This is a genomic window from Streptomyces sp. HUAS TT7, assembly GCF_051550175.1.
GTDB lineage: Bacteria > Actinomycetota > Actinomycetes > Streptomycetales > Streptomycetaceae > Streptomyces.
The window spans coordinates 6,065,025-6,082,316 of record NZ_CP196175.1 but is presented as its reverse complement, the minus strand read 5'-3'; the positions used below and the strand labels follow the sequence as shown (position 1 = coordinate 6,082,316).

At 71.8% G+C, this 17,292-nt stretch carries 16 protein-coding genes; 7 read left to right on the top strand and 9 right to left on the bottom strand.

The window, feature by feature from the left end:
• Positions 1-28 precede the first annotated feature (28 nt).
• Positions 29-679 (top strand): bifunctional 4-hydroxy-2-oxoglutarate aldolase/2-dehydro-3-deoxy-phosphogluconate aldolase, encoded by a 651-nt coding sequence (eda, locus tag ACSHXC_RS27375; protein ID WP_438294132.1) that lies wholly within the window; start codon positions 29-31, stop codon positions 677-679.
• Positions 680-1,058: 379 nt separating this feature from the next.
• Here eda and ACSHXC_RS27370 read toward each other — a convergent pair whose 3' ends face one another.
• The 4 genes from ACSHXC_RS27370 to ACSHXC_RS27355 are packed head-to-tail and all read right to left on the bottom strand — an operon-like array spanning position 1,059 to position 5,009.
• Complete coding sequence (locus tag ACSHXC_RS27370; RefSeq protein ID WP_438294131.1) at positions 1,059-2,318, bottom strand: bifunctional RNase H/acid phosphatase; 1,260 nt, start codon at positions 2,316-2,318, stop codon at positions 1,059-1,061.
• Positions 2,319-3,062: a zinc ribbon domain-containing protein gene (locus ACSHXC_RS27365; RefSeq protein ID WP_438296864.1), complete on the bottom strand. Its 744-nt coding sequence runs from the start codon at positions 3,060-3,062 to the stop codon at positions 2,319-2,321. It lies immediately after the preceding gene.
• Positions 3,059-3,907 carry a Nif3-like dinuclear metal center hexameric protein gene (locus tag ACSHXC_RS27360; RefSeq protein ID WP_438294130.1) on the bottom strand — a complete coding sequence of 283 codons (849 nt, stop codon included), beginning with the start codon at positions 3,905-3,907 and terminating at the stop codon, positions 3,059-3,061. The genes ACSHXC_RS27365 and ACSHXC_RS27360 overlap by 4 nt, the downstream gene beginning before the upstream one ends.
• A 49-nt stretch (positions 3,908-3,956) precedes the next feature.
• Positions 3,957-5,009 (bottom strand): ABC transporter substrate-binding protein, encoded by a 1,053-nt coding sequence (locus ACSHXC_RS27355; protein WP_438294129.1) that lies wholly within the window; start codon positions 5,007-5,009, stop codon positions 3,957-3,959.
• Between the two features lie 214 nt (positions 5,010-5,223).
• On the opposite strand from ACSHXC_RS27355, the gene ACSHXC_RS27350 reads away from it, so the two are divergent.
• Together ACSHXC_RS27350 and ACSHXC_RS27345 are read left to right on the top strand one after the other, a co-directional pair.
• Positions 5,224-6,357, top strand: a complete 1,134-nt coding sequence (locus ACSHXC_RS27350; RefSeq protein WP_438294128.1) for a hypothetical protein — start codon at positions 5,224-5,226, stop codon at positions 6,355-6,357.
• 54 nt (positions 6,358-6,411) lie between these two features.
• Entirely contained in the window at positions 6,412-6,564 is a 153-nt protein-coding gene (locus ACSHXC_RS27345) for a hypothetical protein (protein ID WP_438294127.1), read from the top strand.
• A gap of 74 nt (positions 6,565-6,638) precedes the next feature.
• Here ACSHXC_RS27345 and ACSHXC_RS27340 read toward each other — a convergent pair whose 3' ends face one another.
• From ACSHXC_RS27340 to ACSHXC_RS27330, 3 genes are read right to left on the bottom strand one after another with little or no spacing between them, the layout of a single operon-like run.
• Positions 6,639-7,583, bottom strand: a complete 945-nt coding sequence (locus ACSHXC_RS27340; RefSeq protein WP_438294126.1) for a 3-oxoacyl-ACP reductase — start codon at positions 7,581-7,583, stop codon at positions 6,639-6,641.
• 30 nt (positions 7,584-7,613) lie between these two features.
• Positions 7,614-8,690, bottom strand: coding sequence for a Zn-dependent alcohol dehydrogenase (locus ACSHXC_RS27335; RefSeq protein WP_438294125.1), 1,077 nt, complete (start codon positions 8,688-8,690; stop codon positions 7,614-7,616).
• A 45-nt stretch (positions 8,691-8,735) separates the two neighbouring features.
• Positions 8,736-9,590, bottom strand: coding sequence for a MaoC/PaaZ C-terminal domain-containing protein (locus ACSHXC_RS27330; RefSeq protein ID WP_438294124.1), 855 nt, complete (start codon positions 9,588-9,590; stop codon positions 8,736-8,738).
• A gap of 314 nt (positions 9,591-9,904) precedes the next feature.
• Here ACSHXC_RS27330 and ACSHXC_RS27325 point away from each other — a divergent pair, with 314 nt between their 5' ends.
• The 4 genes from ACSHXC_RS27325 to ACSHXC_RS27310 are packed head-to-tail and all read left to right on the top strand — an operon-like array spanning position 9,905 to position 13,473.
• Positions 9,905-10,822, top strand: coding sequence for an ATP-binding cassette domain-containing protein (locus ACSHXC_RS27325; RefSeq protein WP_438294123.1), 918 nt, complete (start codon positions 9,905-9,907; stop codon positions 10,820-10,822).
• Positions 10,822-11,547 carry an ABC transporter permease gene (locus ACSHXC_RS27320; protein ID WP_438294122.1) on the top strand — a complete coding sequence of 242 codons (726 nt, stop codon included), beginning with the start codon at positions 10,822-10,824 and terminating at the stop codon, positions 11,545-11,547. The genes ACSHXC_RS27325 and ACSHXC_RS27320 overlap by 1 nt, the downstream gene beginning before the upstream one ends.
• A 4-nt stretch (positions 11,548-11,551) precedes the next feature.
• On the top strand, positions 11,552-12,805 hold the full coding sequence (locus ACSHXC_RS27315; RefSeq protein ID WP_438294121.1) for a histidine kinase: 1,254 nt from the start codon (positions 11,552-11,554) through the stop codon (positions 12,803-12,805).
• Positions 12,806-12,840: 35 nt separating this feature from the next.
• Entirely contained in the window at positions 12,841-13,473 is a 633-nt protein-coding gene (locus ACSHXC_RS27310) for a response regulator (RefSeq protein WP_438296862.1), read from the top strand.
• A 3-nt stretch (positions 13,474-13,476) separates the two neighbouring features.
• On the opposite strand, the gene ACSHXC_RS27305 is transcribed toward ACSHXC_RS27310, so the two are convergent.
• Both ACSHXC_RS27305 and ACSHXC_RS27300 read right to left on the bottom strand, forming a co-directional pair.
• On the bottom strand, positions 13,477-14,913 hold the full coding sequence (locus ACSHXC_RS27305; RefSeq protein ID WP_438294120.1) for an MFS transporter: 1,437 nt from the start codon (positions 14,911-14,913) through the stop codon (positions 13,477-13,479).
• Between the two features lie 1,187 nt (positions 14,914-16,100).
• Positions 16,101-17,288 carry a lipid-transfer protein gene (locus ACSHXC_RS27300; RefSeq protein WP_438294119.1) on the bottom strand — a complete coding sequence of 396 codons (1,188 nt, stop codon included), beginning with the start codon at positions 17,286-17,288 and terminating at the stop codon, positions 16,101-16,103.
• Positions 17,289-17,292 lie beyond the last annotated feature (4 nt).

The window sequence follows — 17,292 nt, the reverse complement described above, 5'->3', positions numbered from 1 at the left end:
CTCCACACACCCTCGGCAGGATGGGCGCATGACGTCCTCCGCCGGGCCCTCCCCTGCCCACGCCTCCGTCCTGGATCTCGCCCCCGTCGTCCCCGTCGTGGTGATCGACGACGCCGCCGACGCCGTGCCGCTGGCGCGGGCGCTGGTGGCGGGCGGGCTCCCGGCGATCGAGGTGACCCTGCGCACGCCGGCCGCCCTGGATGCGATCCGGGCGATCACGGCCGAGGTGCCGGACGCGGTGGTCGGGGCGGGCACGGTGATATCGCCGGGCGGCGTCCGTGACGCGGTGGACGCCGGGGCCCGTTTCCTGGTGAGCCCCGGCTGGACCTCCGGCCTCCTGGACGCGATGAAGGCGTCCGGCGTCCCGTTCCTGCCCGGGGTCTCGACGGCGTCGGAGGTCGTCGCGCTGCTCGAACAGGGCGTGACGGACATGAAGTTCTTCCCGGCCGAGGCGGCGGGCGGCACGGCCTACCTCAAGTCCCTCTCGGCCCCGCTCCCCCGAGCCCGCTTCTGCCCGACCGGCGGCATCTCGCCCACCTCGGCCCCCGCGTACCTGGCCCTGCCGAACGTGGGCTGCGTAGGCGGAAGTTGGATGCTGCCCCAGGAAGCGATCGCCACCGGCGACTGGCCCCGGGTCGAAACCCTGGCCCGCGAGGCCGCGGGGCTGCGGGCCCGCTGACGTACGGGGTGCGCGGGGCTGCTGGGGCTCCGCCCCAGACCCCGGGATGCCCCCACCCCGCCCCTCCCCGAAACCCGCCGGGGGTTGGAAAAGGGGGAAGCCAGTTTTCCTGGGGCTCCGCCCCAGACCCCGTTCGCGCCTGAAGGGCGCTCGTCCTCAAACGCCGGACAGGCTGAAGATGCCGCTGCGGGCCAGCACCAACGCTGCCAGGGGCGCGGGGAACTGCGCAAAAAGCCCGCACCGGCCCGCAGCCGAAAGCAGGCTAAGGGGCGCGGGGAACTGCGCGAGCAACCAAGCGCGGCCCGCGGCCGAAAGCGGGTTGAGGGGCGCGGGGAACTGCGCGAAGACCCCCAGTGGGCCCGCACTCAGTCGCAGAGCCCTACCGCAGGTGCCCCGTATCGTTCAGCAACCGCACCGACGCATTGCCATCCCCGTAATACGCCACCGCCGACAACGACGCCGCCGAGAGTTCCATCCGGAACAGGGACTCCGGTGGCGCCCCCAGGGCCAGCCTCACCAGGGTCTTGATCGGGGTCACATGGGTCACCGCGAGCACCGTGCGCCGGGGGTACGCGGCGATCAGCCGGTCGCGGGCCGCCGAGACGCGCCGCGAGACCGTCGCGAAGCTCTCGCCGCCGCCGGTCGGGGCCGCCTTCGCGGAGCCGAGCCAGGCGTCGAGGTCGTCCGGGTACCGCTCGCGGACCTCCGCGAAGGTCAGCCCCTCCCACGCCCCGAAGTCCGTTTCGCGCAGGCCCTCTTCGATGTGGACGTCGAGCCCGAGCCGGGCCGCCACGGCCGCCGCCGTCTCGCGGCACCGCCGCAGCGGGGACGACACGATCGCCTGGACGGTGCCGCGCTCGGCGAGCGCGGCGGCGACCCGTTCGGCCTGGCCGCGCCCGACGGCCGACAGCTCGGGGTCGGTTCCGCCGCTGCCGGAGAACCGCTTGAAGGGCGTCAGCGCCGTCTCGCCATGACGGAGCAGTACGAACGTGGCGGGCGCGCCCAGATCCGCCGACGCCCCCCAGCCCACGGTCGGCGCGGCCTCAACCACCTTGTCCGGTAGGGAAGTTGGAACGGACGCCGAAGCCCCCGCTCCCCTCCCCTGCACCAGCGCCGCCCGCGCCCTGGCCGCGCCCGCCGCAGCGTCGCCGACCACCCGAGCCGCACTCGCGTCGGCGGACAGGTCGGCCGTGGATGCCGACGGCTCCCACTGCCGGCCCCGCTTGCCCGCGTCCATCGCCTCGTTGGCGAGCCGGTCGGCATGCTTGTTCCGCTCGCGCGGGATCCACTCGTACGACACCTGCGAGGACGGCAGGATGCGCCCGGCCTCGGCCGCGAGCGGCTTCATGTCGGGGTGCTTGATCTTCCAGCGGCCCGACATCTGCTCGACGACGAGCTTGGAGTCCATGCGGACCCGCACCCGCGCCGCCGGGTCGAGCTCCCGCGCGGCGCGCAGCCCCGCGATGAGCCCCTTGTACTCGGCGACGTTGTTCGTGGCGACGCCGATGAACTCGGCGGCCTCGGCGAGCGTCTCGCCGGTCGCCGGGTCGAGGACGACCGCGCCGTAGCCGGCGGGACCCGGGTTGCCCCGGGAGCCGCCGTCGGCCTCGACGACGAACTGCCGTACCGCGTCAGGCACTTACAGACCCGATTCCGAGGTGCGCACCAGGATGCGGCGGCAGTTCTCGCAGCGCAGGACCGTGTCGGGAGCGGCCGCCTTGACCTCGTTGACCTCGGTGATGTTGAGCTCCAGGCGGCAGCCCTCGCAGCGGCGCTGGTAGAGGCGGGCCGCGCCGACGCCGCCCTGCTGCTCGCGGAGCTTGTCGTACAGCTTGAGCAGGTCGGCCGGGACGGAGCCGGCGACGATCTCGCGCTCCTTGGTCACCGAGGCGGACTCGGTGTCGAGCTCGCCGAGGGCGGCGTCGCGGCGGGCCGTCGCGTCGTCGGCCTTGGCCTGTACGGAGGAGACGCGCTCGGTCAGCTCGGCGGCCCGCTCCTGGGCGGCCTCGCGGCGCTCCATGACTTCGAGGACGACGTCCTCCAGGTCGCCCTGGCGCTTGGCGAGCGAGGCGATCTCGCGCTGCAGGCTCTCCAGGTCCTTCGGCGAGGAGACGGCGCCCGAGTCGAGGCGCTGCTGGTCGCGGGCGGCGCGCTGGCGCACCTGGTCCACGTCCTGCTCGGCCTTGGTCTGCTCGCGGGCGGTGTCGCTCTCCTCGGTCTGCGAGGCGACCAGGAGGTCACGCAGCTGCGTGAGGTCCTTGTTCAGCGATTCGATCTCGGCGTGCTCGGGCAGCGACTTCCGCTTGTGGGCGAGCTGTGACAGGCGGACGTCCAGCGCCTGTACGTCGAGAAGGCGGATCTGGTCGGCGGGCGCGGCGTTCAGTTGGGGGCTCCATCAATAGAAGGGGAGGTGTGGTGGGCGGACCACGGGTCGGTGACCGTCTTCGAGACGTGGACCCTCAGGTCCCAGCCGTGGCGGTCGGAGATCTCGTCGAGCTGGGCGGCGGCCTGCTCGCACCAGGGCCATTCGGTGGCCCAGTGCGCGGCGTCGACCAGGCCGAGCGGTGAGTGCTGGGTGGCCTCGGAGACCGGGTGGTGGCGCAGGTCCGCGGTGAGGAAGGCGTCGGCTCCCGAGGCGCGTACGGCGTCGAAGAGGCTGTCGCCGGAGCCGCCGCTGACCGCGAGCGTACGCACCGTCGCCTCCAGGTCGCCCGCCACGCGGATGCCCTGCGAGGTGGCGGGGAGCCGGGCGGCGGCGCGGGCGGCGAACTCCCGAAGCGTCATCGGGGGGTCGAGCTCGCAGACCCGGCCGAGGCCGCGGCGGCCCGACGGGTCGCTCGCGTCGGGCACGAGGGGCCGTACGACCCGCAGGTCGAGCGCGCCCGCGAGGGCGTCGCTCACGCCCGGGTCGGCGGTGTCGGCGTTGGTGTGCGCGACGTGCAGGGCGATGTCGTGCTTGATCAGGGTGTGCACCACGCGGCCCTTGAAGTGGCCGGCGGCGACCGTGGTGGTGCCGCGCAGATAGAGCGGGTGGTGGGTGACGATCAGGTCGGCGCCCAGCTTGAGGGCCTCGTCGACGATGTCCTGGACGGGGTCGACGGCGAACAGGACCCGGTGCACCTCGGCGTCCGGGTCGCCGCAGACGGTGCCGACGGCGTCCCACCCCTCGGCCCGCTCGGGCGGCCAGAGGGCGTCGAGCGCGGCGATGACTTCAGACAGACGGGGCACGGAGACAGGTTACCTGCGCTCCACACCCCGCCGGGTCGGCCGCCGGGGGCTACTTCTTGACGAGGAAGCCGTGCAGGTCGTCCAGGACGGAGTCGGCGGCGGTGACGCCGAGGCCGAGGTACCAGGTCTCGTCCTTGACGTCCTTGGCCTGCCCGGCTTTGACGGCCTTCAGGTTCTTCCACAGCGGGTTCGACTCGGCGCTGTCCCGCTTGGACTTCTTCGGGTCGCCGTAGACGCCGGTGAAGATCCAGTCGGCGTCGGCCTGGTCGATGGTCTCCGGGCCGACCTCGGTCGCCAGGTCGACGGCCTGCTGGTTCTTGGGGCGCGGGATTCCGGCGTCGTCCAGGATCGTGCCGATGAAGGAGGCCTTCGCGTACAGGCGGACCTTGCCCGGCATGTAGCGGAGCATCGTGACGGTCGGCTTGTTCGCGCCGAGGTCGGTCCCGAGCTGCTTGGCCTTCGTCTCGCACGCGGCGAGCTTCGCCTTCGCGTCCGCGGTCTTGTCGAGGGCGGCCGCGTTCAGCAGATAGTTCTGCTTCCACGGGAAGCCGGGGCGGATCGAGAAGACCGTCGGGGCGATCTTGGAGAGTTCCTTGTACTTGTCGGCGGCGCGCAGCTGGCTGCCCAGGATGAGGTCGGGCTTGAGCGCGGCGATCGCCTCCAGGTTGAGGCTGTTGATCGTGCCGACGTTCTTCGGATCGCCGGCGCCCTTCTTCAGGTAGCTGGGGATGCCCTCGTCGCCCTCGGTGGGGGCGTAGCCGACGGGCTGGATGCCGAGCGACACGACGTTGTCGAACTCGCCGACGTCGAGGACGACGACGCGCTTGGGCTGGGCCTTGATCTCGGTGGATCCCATGGCGTGGTTGACGGTGCGCGGGAACCGGCCGGGCGCCGCCTCGGTGCCCATCTTCGCCGTCTTGTCTGCGGCCGCCGCGAAGTCCTTGCCGCCCTGGGCGACGGACTTCTTGCCGCCCGCGTCCGCCTTGCCCGAGGCCGCCGCCGACGGCTTGTCCCCGCTGTCGCTGCTTCCGCAGGCCGCGAGGGAGAGCCCGGCGGCCACGGCGAGGGCTACGGCGGCGGTGCCGCGGCGGCGTAGGGACATCACAGGCTCCTGTACGGCGGGGGTTCGCCGGCCGAAAACATCCGGCCAGCGCGGCTTAGGCACGCCTAACCTTACATAAACCGTTCCTGCACACCCGTCTCCCCCTACACAGGCGAATCGCCCGACAGCCACCCTTTGGTGTGAAGCGAGTGGTCTCGCGTTGTTCGGCTGGAAGTGCGAAAACTAGCTTCGGGGGCCGGAGGTGAGCCATCTGATGACGGCTTTGGCCATCGAGACCGCTGCCGAGGGCGGCGCGGTCAGGAGTACGGGATTCGCGATCACCGCGAACGGTTCTTACGCCGCGAGGCTGGTGCGCGACGCGGGGGCGGGGGCGGCCTGGTTCCCCGAGCGCTGGACGCTCGACGGCCCCGAGCCGTACGCGGTGCCGCTCCCCGGCAACCAGCCGGAGGAGCCCGACGCCGGGGTGCTGCCCATGGCGGACGGCCGGGTGCTCATCCACCGCAGGGTCGCCGACCGGCACGCCTTCGCGCTGCTCTACCCCACCGGACCCGCGACCGGCGAGCTGCCGCTCGGCGCGATCGACGCCGGGGAGGGCGCCCTCACGCTGCTCCCACCGTCCCCGGACGGCAGCTGCGCCTACGCGCTCGCGGTGGGTCCGGACCGCACGGCGCTGTGGCTGGTGGCGGGCGGCGCGTTCGGCCCCGAGCTGGTCGCCCGCGTCAAGGGGCGCTGCTCGGGCGGGGCGTGGCTGGACCGCACAGGCCGGATGCTCTCCCTGGACCGCGAACTGGACGGCCGCACCAAGGCCGTGGCCGTCGACCTGGAACGCGGCGGCGAGGTCACGGAGCTGCTCCAGATCACCGAGGGCAGCGACGACCGGCTGCTGCTCGCCGACGCCGACAGCGGGCTCCTCATGATCCGCTCGGACGCCCCGGGCCACGACCGGCTCGGCTGGGGCGTGCTCGGCTCCGCGCTCCCGGTCCGCTTCCCGGAATGCCTGCGCCTGGCGGACGCGGCGGTCACCCCGTTCGCCATACAGCCGGGCCAGGTCCTCACGCCGGAGTCCTGCGCGGTGGCCCTGCGCATCGACGCGGCGGGCGGCACCTGGGTCGGCATCTGGCGCCCGGCGGGCCGCCACCTTCATCAACTGGCAGCACCGCAGGGGTGGTTGGCGGGCGCCGGGCTCTGGACGCCGGAGGGGGTGCTGAGGCTTCCGTACGTCACGGACACGACCCCGTGCGCGCTGTTCGACCTGCCCGCGCCGCCGGACCCGGCACCTGCCCCGGCCGCCCCGCCGCCGTCGCCCGCCAAGCCCGCCGCGGCCAAGCCCGTACCGCTGGGGCAGGCACCTCTGACCGGCCGTCGGCCATTGTCAGGAGATCGTTAGAATCGGCGCCCTGTACGAGGCACAGTGAAGACGACTACGGGGTGACCACAGCTCATGTCCAACCAGACCGACACCCGTCCGCAGGAGACGGGTACCGGGACCGAGAGCAACGGCAGGCACCGGGGCGGGGCGGCCTCCACCGAGGACTCGGCGACGCCGGCCCACGGACGCCACCGGCGCGAGGAGACCGCGGGCAGCAACGCCTGAGCACGCGGAAGAGGAGAGGCCCCCGGGGTGGTTCACCCCGGGGGCCTCTCCTCTTTGCCTCAACCGTTGTGCCCTCAGCCGTGCTTGAGTCCGAGCACCTCGGCCGCCGCGAAGGTCTCGTTCGGGGGCCTGTCCTCGTAGTAGGGGGAGATCAGCTCGTCGAGCTCCTCGTACGAGAAGACCTCCTTCGCGGTGTCGAACTTGGCGGCCACCCTGGGGCGTTCGACGATCGCGACCATGCCGCCGTGCACCACCAGGAGCTGCCCGTTGACCTTGGCGGCGGCGGGGGATGCCAGATAGCCGACGAGCGGCGAGACGTGCTCGGGCGCCAGCGGGTCGAGCTGCCCCTCCCCCGGCTCGTTGAATCCTGCGAACACGTCCTCGGTCATGCGCGTACGGGCCCGCGGGCAGATCGCGTTCGCCGTGACCCCGTACTTGCCGAGCGCGAGGGCCGTGGACGTGGTGAGGCCGACGATGCCGCCCTTGGCCGCCGCATAGTTGGGCTGACCCGCGGAACCGGCGAGGAAGGCCTCCGAGGAGGTGTTGACGATGCGGCCGTAGACCGGGCCGCCCGCCGCCTTGGACCGCTCACGCCAGTGCGCGGCCGCGAAGTGGGTGGTGTTGAAGTGTCCCTTGAGGTGCACGTGGATCACCGAGTCCCACTCGGCCTCGCTCATCGAGAAGATCATCCGGTCCCGCAGGATGCCCGCGTTGTTGACCAGGATGTCGAGCTTGCCGTACGTGTCGATCGCCAACTGGACCAGTTCGCGGGCCTGTTGGTGGTCGGCCACGTCCCCGGTGTGGGCGGTGGCCCGCCCGCCCGCGGCGCGGATCTCGGCGGCGACCTCCTCGGCGGGGCCCTTCGACGCCTGGCCCGAGCCGTCCCGCCCGGGCTGCCCGAAGTCGTTGACGACGACGGCCGCGCCGAGCCGGGCGAGTTCGAGCGCCTCGGCCCGGCCGAGCCCGCGTCCGGCCCCGGTGACGATCGCGGACAGACCTTCAAGTGGCAGTGCTGCCATGCCGGTTGGATCCTCTCGCAGTCGGATGGATCAGATCTCGATGCATGTGCGCAGGGCTTCGCCGCTGCGCATCTGGTCGAGGGCGTCGTTGATCCCGGCGAGCTGCACCCGGTGGGTGATCAGGCTCTCCAGGTCGATGCGGCCCGCCCGCCACAGCGCGATGGCCCGCTCGTAGGAGCGCAGCACGTCGCCGCCGCCGTACATGGACGGCAGGATGCGCTTCTCGTCGAAGAACAGCTCGAACATGTTGACCTGGAAGAAGTCGTCCATGGCGCCCGCGCCGACCACGCACAGGGTGCCGCCGCGCCGGGTGTTCTCGTACGCGGTGCGGGCGGTCGCCGAGCGGCCGACCACCTCGAAGACGTAGTCGAAGCCCTCGCCCGCGGTGACGCGCTGCTTGGCGTCGGCGAACTCCTCGGGCGAGACCGCCTCCGTGGCGCCGAACCCCCGCGCCGCCTCGCGCCGGGACGCGACCGGGTCGACCGCGACGATCTGGGCCGCGCCCTGCACCCGGGCGCCCTGGATGGTGGAGATGCCGACCCCGCCGCAGCCGATGACGGCCACGGACGAACCCGCCTCCACCTTCGCGGTGTTGATGGCCGCGCCGAGCCCGGTGGTCACGCCGCAGCCGATCAGGGCCGCGATCTCGTACGGCACGTCGTCGGGGATCGGGACCGCGCAGCCCGCCGCGACGACGACCTCCTCCGCAAAGGTGCCGGTGCCCGCGAAGCCGAACACGTCGCCGCCGGCCCGCCTGAAGTTGGGGGTCCCGGCGTTCATGAAGCCGGCCAGACACAGCTGGGTCTGGCCCCGCTTGCAGGACGGACACGCGCCACACGCGGGCAGCCAGCACATCAGGACCCGGTCGCCCTGCTTGAGGCCGGTCACCCCGTCGCCGACGTCGATGACCTCCCCGGCCCCTTCGTGTCCCGGCACGAACGGCGCGGGCTGCGGAAGCACGCCGCTCATCGCCGAGAGGTCGGAGTGACACAGGCCCGTGGCACGGACGCGGAGCCTGACCTTCCCGGGGCCGAAGCCGGTCGCCTCCATGTCGTCGACCACGTCGAGCTTGTCCTGGCCTATCTCGTGCAGTACGGCTGCGCGCATGGTGCGGCTCCCCTCGAAGTCCCCTCAAGTACCGGATGAGAAAGCTCAGTTGTGTTCGACGACCGTGTCGGAGAGGACCGGCGCGTCGTCCCGCTCGACGGCCGTCACCGACACCTGGACGCGGCCGGGCCCCGACCACATCCGGATGCGCAGGGTCTCGCCCGGGAAGACGACCCCGGTGAAGCGGGTGGCGTACGAGCGCACCCGGGTCACATCGCCGCCGAGCAGCGTGTCCACGACGGCCTTGAGCGTCATGCCGTACGTGCAGAGCCCGTGCAGGATCGGCCGGTCGAAGCCGGCGAGCTTGGCGAAGTCGGGGTCGGCGTGCAGCGGGTTCCAGTCCCCCGAAAGCCGGTAGAGCAGCGCCTGTTCCTCGCGGACCGGGCGCCGGGCGGTGTGGTCCGGGGCCCGGTCGGGCTGTTCGACGCGGGCGGAGGGCCCCCGGTCCCCGCCGAAGCCGCCCTCGCCGCGCACGAAGATCTGCGCGTCGCTGGTCCACAGCGGCCCGTCCGCGTCGGCGGCCTCGGTGCGCAGGACCAGGATGGCGGCCTTGCCCTTGTCGTAGACGGCGGCGACCCTGGAGGTCGAGGTGGCCCTGCCGCGTACGGGAATCGGCCGGTGCAGGGTGATGGCCTGGCCGCCGTGCAGCACCGCCGCGAGGTCCACGTCGATGCCCGGCGCCGAGAGCCCGCCGACCACACCCATGCCGGCGCCCGCGACGGTCGCGAAGGACGGCAGCACGTGCAGCCTGGACTCCAGGGTGTAGCGCAGCTCGTCGGGATCGACAGCAGGAACGCCCGCCCCGAGCCCCAGGTGGTAGAGCTGTACGTCCTTGTGGTCCCAGGTGATCTCGGTGGACCGGGGCTCGGCGGCGACCGCCTTCGCGGCATCAATGGGCATGTGGATGCTGCTCCTTGAGCGTTGTGCGGGCACGGGAAAAGACCTCGGTGCGGCCGTCCGCACCGTCGGCCGCACCGAGGTCGTACTGGACCGGACCGAGGACCCGTTCTTCGTTCTAGAACGCGTTCTAGGCCGATGGCCCCTAGGTATAGCGCACGCCCCGGCAGTTGTGAAGGCTCCTGACGTTGCGTCAGATCTGCTGGCGGGGCGGCCCCGTGCCACTTTCGACGGGGGTGCCCCAGGACATTTGTCCTGCCCAGCTCCGTACAAGCGCATCTGGGGCGGGACCCTCCCCGCTCCGTAGCGTCTCCGACATGACGCAGACGACGACACACAGCGACGCGACCGCGGTCCGCTTCAGCGGGGTGGTCAAGTCCTACGGGGCGGTCCGGGCCGTGAACGGGGCCGAGCTGACCATCGGGCGCGGCGAGACCGTGGCACTGCTCGGCCGCAACGGGGCCGGCAAGTCCACCACCATCAGCCTGCTGCTCGGCCTGAACGAGCCCGACGCGGGCGAGGTACGGATCTTCGGGCGGACCCCGGAGCAGGCGGTACGGGCCGGCCTGGTGGGGGCGATGCTCCAGGAGGGCAGCCCGATCCCCCGGGTGACTGTGCGCGAGCTGGTGTTCTTCATCGGCAGCATGTACCCGAAGCCGATGCCGGTCGCCGAGGCGCTCGCGCTGGCCGGGCTCACCGAGTTCGGTGACCGCCGGGTCGACAAGCTCTCCGGCGGCCAGACCCAGCGGGTCCGGTTCGCGATGGCGCTCGCCGGAAACCCCGAACTGCTGCTGCTCGACGAGCCGACGGCCGCGCTCGACGTCGAGGCGCGCCGCGCGTTCTGGGAGTCGATGCGCACCTACGCCGACCGCGGCAACACGGTCATGTTCTCCACCCACTACCTCGAAGAGGCCGACGACAACGCCGACCGCATCGTCGTCATCGATCAGGGCCGCATCGTCGCCGACGGGCCGGGCGAGACCGTCAAGCGGGCGGCCGGCGGCAGCCTCGTCTCCTTCGACCTCGCGGGCATGCCGACCGAGGGCCTGTCCCTGCTGCCCGGCGTGGCCGCCGTCGAGATCCACGGCGACCGGGCCCGGCTGCGCACCGACGACTCGGACGCCACCGTCGTCGCCCTGGCCGCGATGGGCGCCGTACGCCGCCTCGAAGTCGCCCCGGCCAGCCTCGAAGACGCCTTCCTCTCCCTCACCGCACGCGAAAGCGAGACCGTCTGATGTTCGAGTACATCAAGCTGGAGATGCGGCGCACGCTCCGTGACGCCTCCTTCGTGGCCTTCGGCATCGGGATGCCGGTGCTGATGTATCTGCTCTTCACCAACATCGGCGGCGGCCAGAACAACGACGCCGACTGGAAGATCTCGTCGATGATCGGCATGGCGGCGTACGGCGCCCTCGGCGCGGCCCTGGGCGTCGGGACCGGGGTCGCCTCGGACAAGTCGATCGGCTGGCTGCGGCAGATGCGGATCGCCCCGCTCCCGCCGACCCGGGTGGTGACCGGGCGGGCGATCAGCGGCTCGGTGACCGTGCTGCCCGGCATCCTGGCCGTGTTCCTGTCCGGCGCGCTGGTCAACGGCGTGCGCCTGGACTCCTGGCAGTGGGGCGCCCTCACGCTGCTCCTGTGGATCGGGGCGCTGCCCTTCACGATGCTGGGCCTCGGCAACGGCTACCGGCTCTCCGCGCAGGCCACCGGCGTGGTCAACGTGGCCTGCCTGATGGGGCTCGCGATCCTCGGCGGCCTGTGGTTCCCGGTCTCGGCCTTCCCCGGCTGGCTGCGCCACATCGCCGAGTACACTCCGACGCACCGCTTCGCCGACCTCGGCTGGGCCACCTCGCAGGGCCACGCCCCGGGTGCGGCCACCATCGCCCTGATGGCAGCCTGGCTGGTGGTCTTCGGTTCGTACGCCGTGGTCTCCTACCGTCGGTCCGCACGGACCGCGTGAGCGCATGAACCACCGGACGCACCACCAGACGAACCGTCAGTACGGGGAGAACACGTTGCCATCACTGCTGCCGAAGCTGCCGCCGCGGGGCGAGAAGGCCGACGAGTTCCCCGGCCCGCCCGCCAACGGCTACACCTTTCTGCCGTGGCTGCTGATGGGCACCGGCGCCGTCGTCCAAGTGGTCAAGGGCACGGTGGCCCACCCCTGGCTCGGCGGCCTCGGCATCGTCGCCTTCGCCGTCCTGTACGCGCAGGTCGCCTTCCGCGCCCTTGACAAGCAGCGGCGCGACGAGCGGGCGACCCTCGTGCTGCTCGGCGCGCTCGTCGCCGTCACCTATGCCATGGGGATCGGCTACGGCGGCGTCTGGCTGCTCTTCTTCCCGCTGGCCTCGCTGGCCTGCGGCGCGGCAGTGCGGGACCGCCGGCTCGGCTTCGTGATCATCGCGCTGGCGGGTTCGGTGGGGGTGATCTCGGGGATCAAGACGGGCGACCCCTGGGACAACATGACCATCGCGTACGGCACGTTCCTGTCGGGCCTGGTGATCTCGGCCCTGCTCTCCCTCTCCGAGACGGTCCGCGAACTGCGTGACACCCGGCAGGAGTTGGCCCGTACGGCGGTCGAGAAGGAGCGCCTGCGCTTCTCCCGCGATCTGCACGACCTGCTCGGCCACACCCTGTCCGTGATCGTGGTGAAGTCGGAGGCGGCCCGCCGGATCGCCCGGCGCGACCTGGACGCGGCGCTCGGCCAGGTCGCCGACATCGAGTCGGTCGGCCGCCAGGCCCTGACCGAGATCCGCGAGGCCGTGACCGGCTACCGCGAGGGCAGCCTCGCCACCGAGCTCGACCGGGCCCGCTCGGCGCTGAGCGCGGCCGAAGTGGAGCCGTTGGTACGCCAGTCGGGCCCGCCGCTGCCCGCGCAGGCCGAGGCGCTGCTCGGCTGGGTGGTGCGCGAGGCGGTCACCAACGTCGTACGCCACAGTGCCGCGAGCCGCTGCGAGATCGTGGTCGAGGGCACTCCGGAGCGGGTGACCCTGACGGTCACGGACAACGGCAAGGGCGCGCCCGCGGCTCCCGCCCCCACCCCGCGCATCGGCGGCACGGGCCTCAAGGGTCTGACCGAACGCCTCGCCGCGGCGGGCGGTTCGCTGACCGCGGGCCCCGTCCCCCGCAACGGCTTCCGGGTGACCGCCGAACTCCCGGTGGACCCCGCGGACGCGGCCCTGGACGACGAACTGACCAGCGCCCCCGGCCACCACTGATGCCCGGTCGCGCATACCCTTTCCCCGTGGACGAGATGCCCCAGGATCACCGACCTGCCAAATCCGTGAGAGTTCTCCTCGCCGAGGACCAGGGAATGATGCGCGGCGCGCTCGCCCTGCTGCTCGGCCTCGAAGAGGACATGGAGGTCGTCGCGCAGGTCTCGGCGGGCGACAAGATCGTCCCCGAGGCGCTGGTCTCGCGCCCCGACGTGGCTCTGCTCGACATCGAACTGCCGGGCATGAGCGGCCTGGACGCGGCCGCCGCGCTGCGCGAGGAGGTCCCGGACTGCCGGGTCCTGATCCTCACCACGTTCGACCGCCCCGGCTATCTGCGCCGCGCGATGGAGGCAGGCGCCGCCGGGTTCCTCGTGAAGGACGGCCCGGTCGAGGACCTCGCGGAGGCGATCCGCCGGGTCCTGCGCGGCGAGACGGTCATCGACCCGGCGCTCGCGGCCGCCGCCCTCAGCGCCGGCCCGAGCCCGCTGACCGCCCGCGAACGCGACGTCCTGAACGCCTCGGTGGACGGCGCCACGGTCTCGGACATCGCGGGCAAGCTGCACCTGTCGGAGTCGACGGTCCGCAACTACCTGTCGTCCGCGATCGGCAAGACGGGCACCCGCAACCGCATGGAGGCGGTACGGTCGGCCCGCCAGCAGGGCTGGCTGTAGCCCTCAGCGCCTGACGGGACCGGCGGCCCGAGGCAGCCACACCAGGGCGAGCACCACGCTGCCGAGCAGCACGAACCCGCCGACGCGGAAGGCGAGCGCGTACCCGGCGGTGAGGGATTCGGGGCTCTGCACGAGGCCGGTCCGGGACGCGGCGACGGTGGACAGCACGGCAAGACCCAGCGCCCCGCCCATCGTCCGGGACGTGTTGATGAGCCCCGAAACGAGCCCGGCCTCGCTGGGCGCGGCCCCCGAAGTGGCCAGCGCCGCAAGGGGAGTCGTGGCGAGCCCGGCACCGGTCATCATGAGGATGCCGGGCACGAGTATGGACATCCAGTACGGATCGCCCGCCCGCATCGTGGACTGCCACCCGAACCCGGCCGCGGTCACGAGCACACCGAGCACGGTCAGGTTCCGTGCACCGGTCCGCGGCATGATGCGCGGCGCCAGCTTCGAGCCGAGGACGACGCTGAGCGAGCTGGGAATGAGCGCGAGCCCGGCGCCCAGCGGGGTGTAGCCGAGCACGTTCTGGGCGTACAGCGTCATGAAGAACCAGGTGCAGAACATCGCGGATCCGCACACGAACATCACGGCGTTGGCGGCGGAGACGGCCCGCAGCCGGAAGAGCCGCAGGGGCATGAGGGGGGCGGCGGTGCGGGCTTCGACGACCAGGAACGCGGCGAGCAGGGCCACTCCGCCGACGAGCGGTACGAGCGTCCCCACCGCACCCCACCCTTCCGCCTCCGTCTGGACGATGCCGTAGGAGAGGGTGGCGAGGCCGGCCGTGACGAGGACGGCGCCGGGGAGGTCGAGCCGGTGGCGCTGTCCGGCCCGGGACTCGGTGATCCAGAGTGCGGCGCCGAGGAGGACGAGAGCGCCGACGGGCACGTTGATGAGCAGCACCCAGCGCCACGACAGGACGTCGGTGAGCACGCCCCCGACGAGCCCGCCCGCCGCGCCGCCGCCCGCGCCGACCGCGGCCCACGTCCCTATGGCCCGGGTGCGGGCGGCGCCCTCGGGGACGGCGGCGGTCAGGATGGTGAGGGTGGCCGGCGCGAGCACGGCGGCCCCGAGCCCTTGGGCGGCCCTCGCCACCAGCAGCTGCCAGCCCTCCTGAGCGAGCCCGCCGCCGAGACTGGCCGCGGTGAAGAGCCCGAGCCCCACGAGGAACATCCGTTTGCGCCCGTACAGGTCGCCCGCGCGACCGCCGAGCAGCATGAACCCGGCGAAGGCGATGGCGTACGCGTTGACCACCCACTGCAGCCCGCCGGCACTCATGCCGAGGCCGGTGCGCATGGAGGGCAGGGCGACGTTGACGACGGAGACGTCCAGCACGACGAGGAACTGCCCCGCGCATGCGGCCAGAACGACCGGCCAGGTGCGGGAGGTTGGGGTGGGGGTGGATATGTGGGTGTCTGCGGACGCGTGGGCCATGCGGGTCATGGTCGCACGGGGTGGGCACCCGTTACACGACTTTTCCCCACCCCGTTCCTCCCCGCCGTGACACTCCGCGGCCCCACCGCGCGGCCTCCGGGGGCGGAAGGCCCCTGGGGCTCCGCACCGGACCCGGACGCCCCCGCCTCCCCTTCCCGAAATCCCGGAGTGGGCGTTGCGGACAGCTGCGTCTAATGGCCGATTAGGCGCGCTCTCACCGTTATGGCAGCGCTTACCCGTGGTCAGTTCACTCCCAAGGGGGCGGAGGGGTCATTTCATCTTCCACGGGCGGGTGAATCCAGGCGTGTCCATTCAATGGGCTACGCAGTTACAGGGGTGGCTCGACCGAGCCACCGAGTCGGTGTCACGCTCCATTTCACAGCAAGGAGAATACTGTGCCAATTCTTACCATCCTTGGTGCTGTCGTGGTCGGGCTTGTCCACGTCGTAGGCGCTCTCCTGAAGGCCCTGCTGCTCCACTAGCGGCCGCTCGGGGCAGCGTAAGTATCTGCATCGCATCGCCGCCCCGGTACGGGCCAAGTCGGCGCCCGCACCGGGGCGGAGTCATGTCCGGAGATGCAAGGGGGCGGGGTTTCAAAGCCGAGCTCTGCAAGAAAAGCGGAGGACACCGAAAGGTTTCAGGGCGTCAAATTCGGCCGTACGAGCGTTTAGTTCGATGAGCGGTTTTTCAGGGTGAATGCCGGGGTAGCTTGGCGGCGACTTGTTGTCCTGGATAAGGAGAAGACCGTGCGTGTACGCAGAGCCCTGGCCATCGTGATCGCCACCCCTGTCCTACTTGCCGCGATCGGAGTGAATGGCGCTTCCGCGGCCACTCCGCCAAGGCCCACGGCCGACGGTTCGACCGTCCGGTCGGACCCTACCCCCGACAGGCAGCGCGAGGCCTCCGACAGTAAGCACGACAGGATCAAAGAGTCGATCGACGACGAAATGGACGGGGGCCTCATCGGCAGTATCGCGGGTCAACTCCTGGGCCGCGCTTAAGGGCCACGCCGCGCAGTTCCCCGCGCCCCTCCTAGCAGGGTTGGTGCTGGCCCGACCAGGCATCTTTAGCCCGTCCGGCGTTTGAGGACGAGCGCCCTTAAGGCGCGATACAGGGTCTGGGGCGGGGCCCCAGGAAACCCAGCTTCCCCCTTCCCCACCCCCGGAGGGCCTCGGGAAGGGGCGGGGTGGGGAAACTCACCGGCGCAGCACAGTCACCACCGCCGCCCCGCCCAGTCCAATGTTGTGGGCAAGCCCCACCCGCGCACCCGGCACCTGCCGCACCCCCGCCACCCCCCGCAACTGCCACACCAGCTCCGCCGCCTGCGCAAGCCCCGTCGCCCCCAGCGGATGCCCCTTCGAGATCAGCCCCCCGGACGGGTTCACCACCCACCGGCCCCCATACGTCGTCGCCCCGGATTCGACCAGCTTCCCCGACTCCCCCGCCCCGCACATCCCCAGCGCCTCGTACGTGAGCAGCTCGTTGATCGAGAAGCAGTCGTGCAGCTCGATCACATCGACGTCCTCGATGCCCAGGCCCGCGGCAGCGAACGCCGCCCGCCCCGCCGCCCGGGACATCGGCGCCCCCACCGCGTCGATACAGCTCCCCGAGGCGAAGGACTCCTCCGTGTCCGTCGTCATCGACTGGCCCGCGATCTCAACTGCCCTGTCCTGCAAGCCATTTCGGTCCACGAACCGCTCCGAGACCACCACCGCCGCCGCCGCTCCGTCCGACGTCGGCGAGCACTGCAGCTTGGTCAGCGGGCGGTGGATCTCCTTCGCGGCCAGGATCTCCTCCACCGAGTACGCGTCCTGGAACTGCGCGTTGGGGTTGTTCACCGAGTGCCGGTGGTTCTTGGCTCCCACCGCGGCGAGCTGCGCCGCGGTCGTCCCGTACCGCTCCATGTGTTCGCGGGCCGCGTTGCCGAAGATCTGCGCGGTGGGCGGGCTCATCTCGAAGCCGTGGCGGGCCGCCATGATTCCGTAGTGGCGGGCGACGGGCGATGTCTTGAAATCCCCGCCGTCCGAGCCCCCTCCCAGCGCGCCCCGCTTCATCTTCTCGAAGCCCAGCGCCAGTACGCAGTCCGAGATCCCGCCCTCCACGAACTGCCGTGCCAGCATCAGCGCGCTCGACCCCGTCGCGCAGTTGTTGTTGACGTTGTAGACCGGCACACCGGTCAGCCCCAGTTCGTACACCGCCCGTTGGCCCGCGGTCGACGCCTGGAAGCAGTAGCCGACCGGGACCTGTTCCACCGAGCCGTAGTCGATGCCCGCGTCCGCCAGCGCCGCGCTCCCCGCCTCCTTCGCCATGTCCCAGTACTGCCAGTCCCGGGACTCCGGCTTCTCGAACTTGGTCATGCCGACACCGATGATGTAACTCTTCACGGCA

Coding starts and splice junctions, on each gene's coding strand:
- eda (WP_438294132.1), top strand. CDS start 29: ATGACGTCCTCCGCCGGGCCCTCCCCTGCCCACGCCTCCGTCCTGGAT.
- ACSHXC_RS27355 (WP_438294129.1), bottom strand. CDS start 5,009: ATGTCCCTACGCCGCCGCGGCACCGCCGCCGTAGCCCTCGCCGTGGCC.
- ACSHXC_RS27350 (WP_438294128.1), top strand. CDS start 5,224: ATGACGGCTTTGGCCATCGAGACCGCTGCCGAGGGCGGCGCGGTCAGG.
- ACSHXC_RS27345 (WP_438294127.1), top strand. CDS start 6,412: ATGTCCAACCAGACCGACACCCGTCCGCAGGAGACGGGTACCGGGACC.
- ACSHXC_RS27340 (WP_438294126.1), bottom strand. CDS start 7,583: ATGGCAGCACTGCCACTTGAAGGTCTGTCCGCGATCGTCACCGGGGCC.
- ACSHXC_RS27335 (WP_438294125.1), bottom strand. CDS start 8,690: ATGCGCGCAGCCGTACTGCACGAGATAGGCCAGGACAAGCTCGACGTG.
- ACSHXC_RS27330 (WP_438294124.1), bottom strand. CDS start 9,590: ATGCCCATTGATGCCGCGAAGGCGGTCGCCGCCGAGCCCCGGTCCACC.
- ACSHXC_RS27325 (WP_438294123.1), top strand. CDS start 9,905: ATGACGCAGACGACGACACACAGCGACGCGACCGCGGTCCGCTTCAGC.
- ACSHXC_RS27320 (WP_438294122.1), top strand. CDS start 10,822: ATGTTCGAGTACATCAAGCTGGAGATGCGGCGCACGCTCCGTGACGCC.
- ACSHXC_RS27315 (WP_438294121.1), top strand. CDS start 11,552: ATGAACCACCGGACGCACCACCAGACGAACCGTCAGTACGGGGAGAAC.
- ACSHXC_RS27310 (WP_438296862.1), top strand. CDS start 12,841: ATGCCCCAGGATCACCGACCTGCCAAATCCGTGAGAGTTCTCCTCGCC.
- ACSHXC_RS27305 (WP_438294120.1), bottom strand. CDS start 14,913: ATGACCCGCATGGCCCACGCGTCCGCAGACACCCACATATCCACCCCC.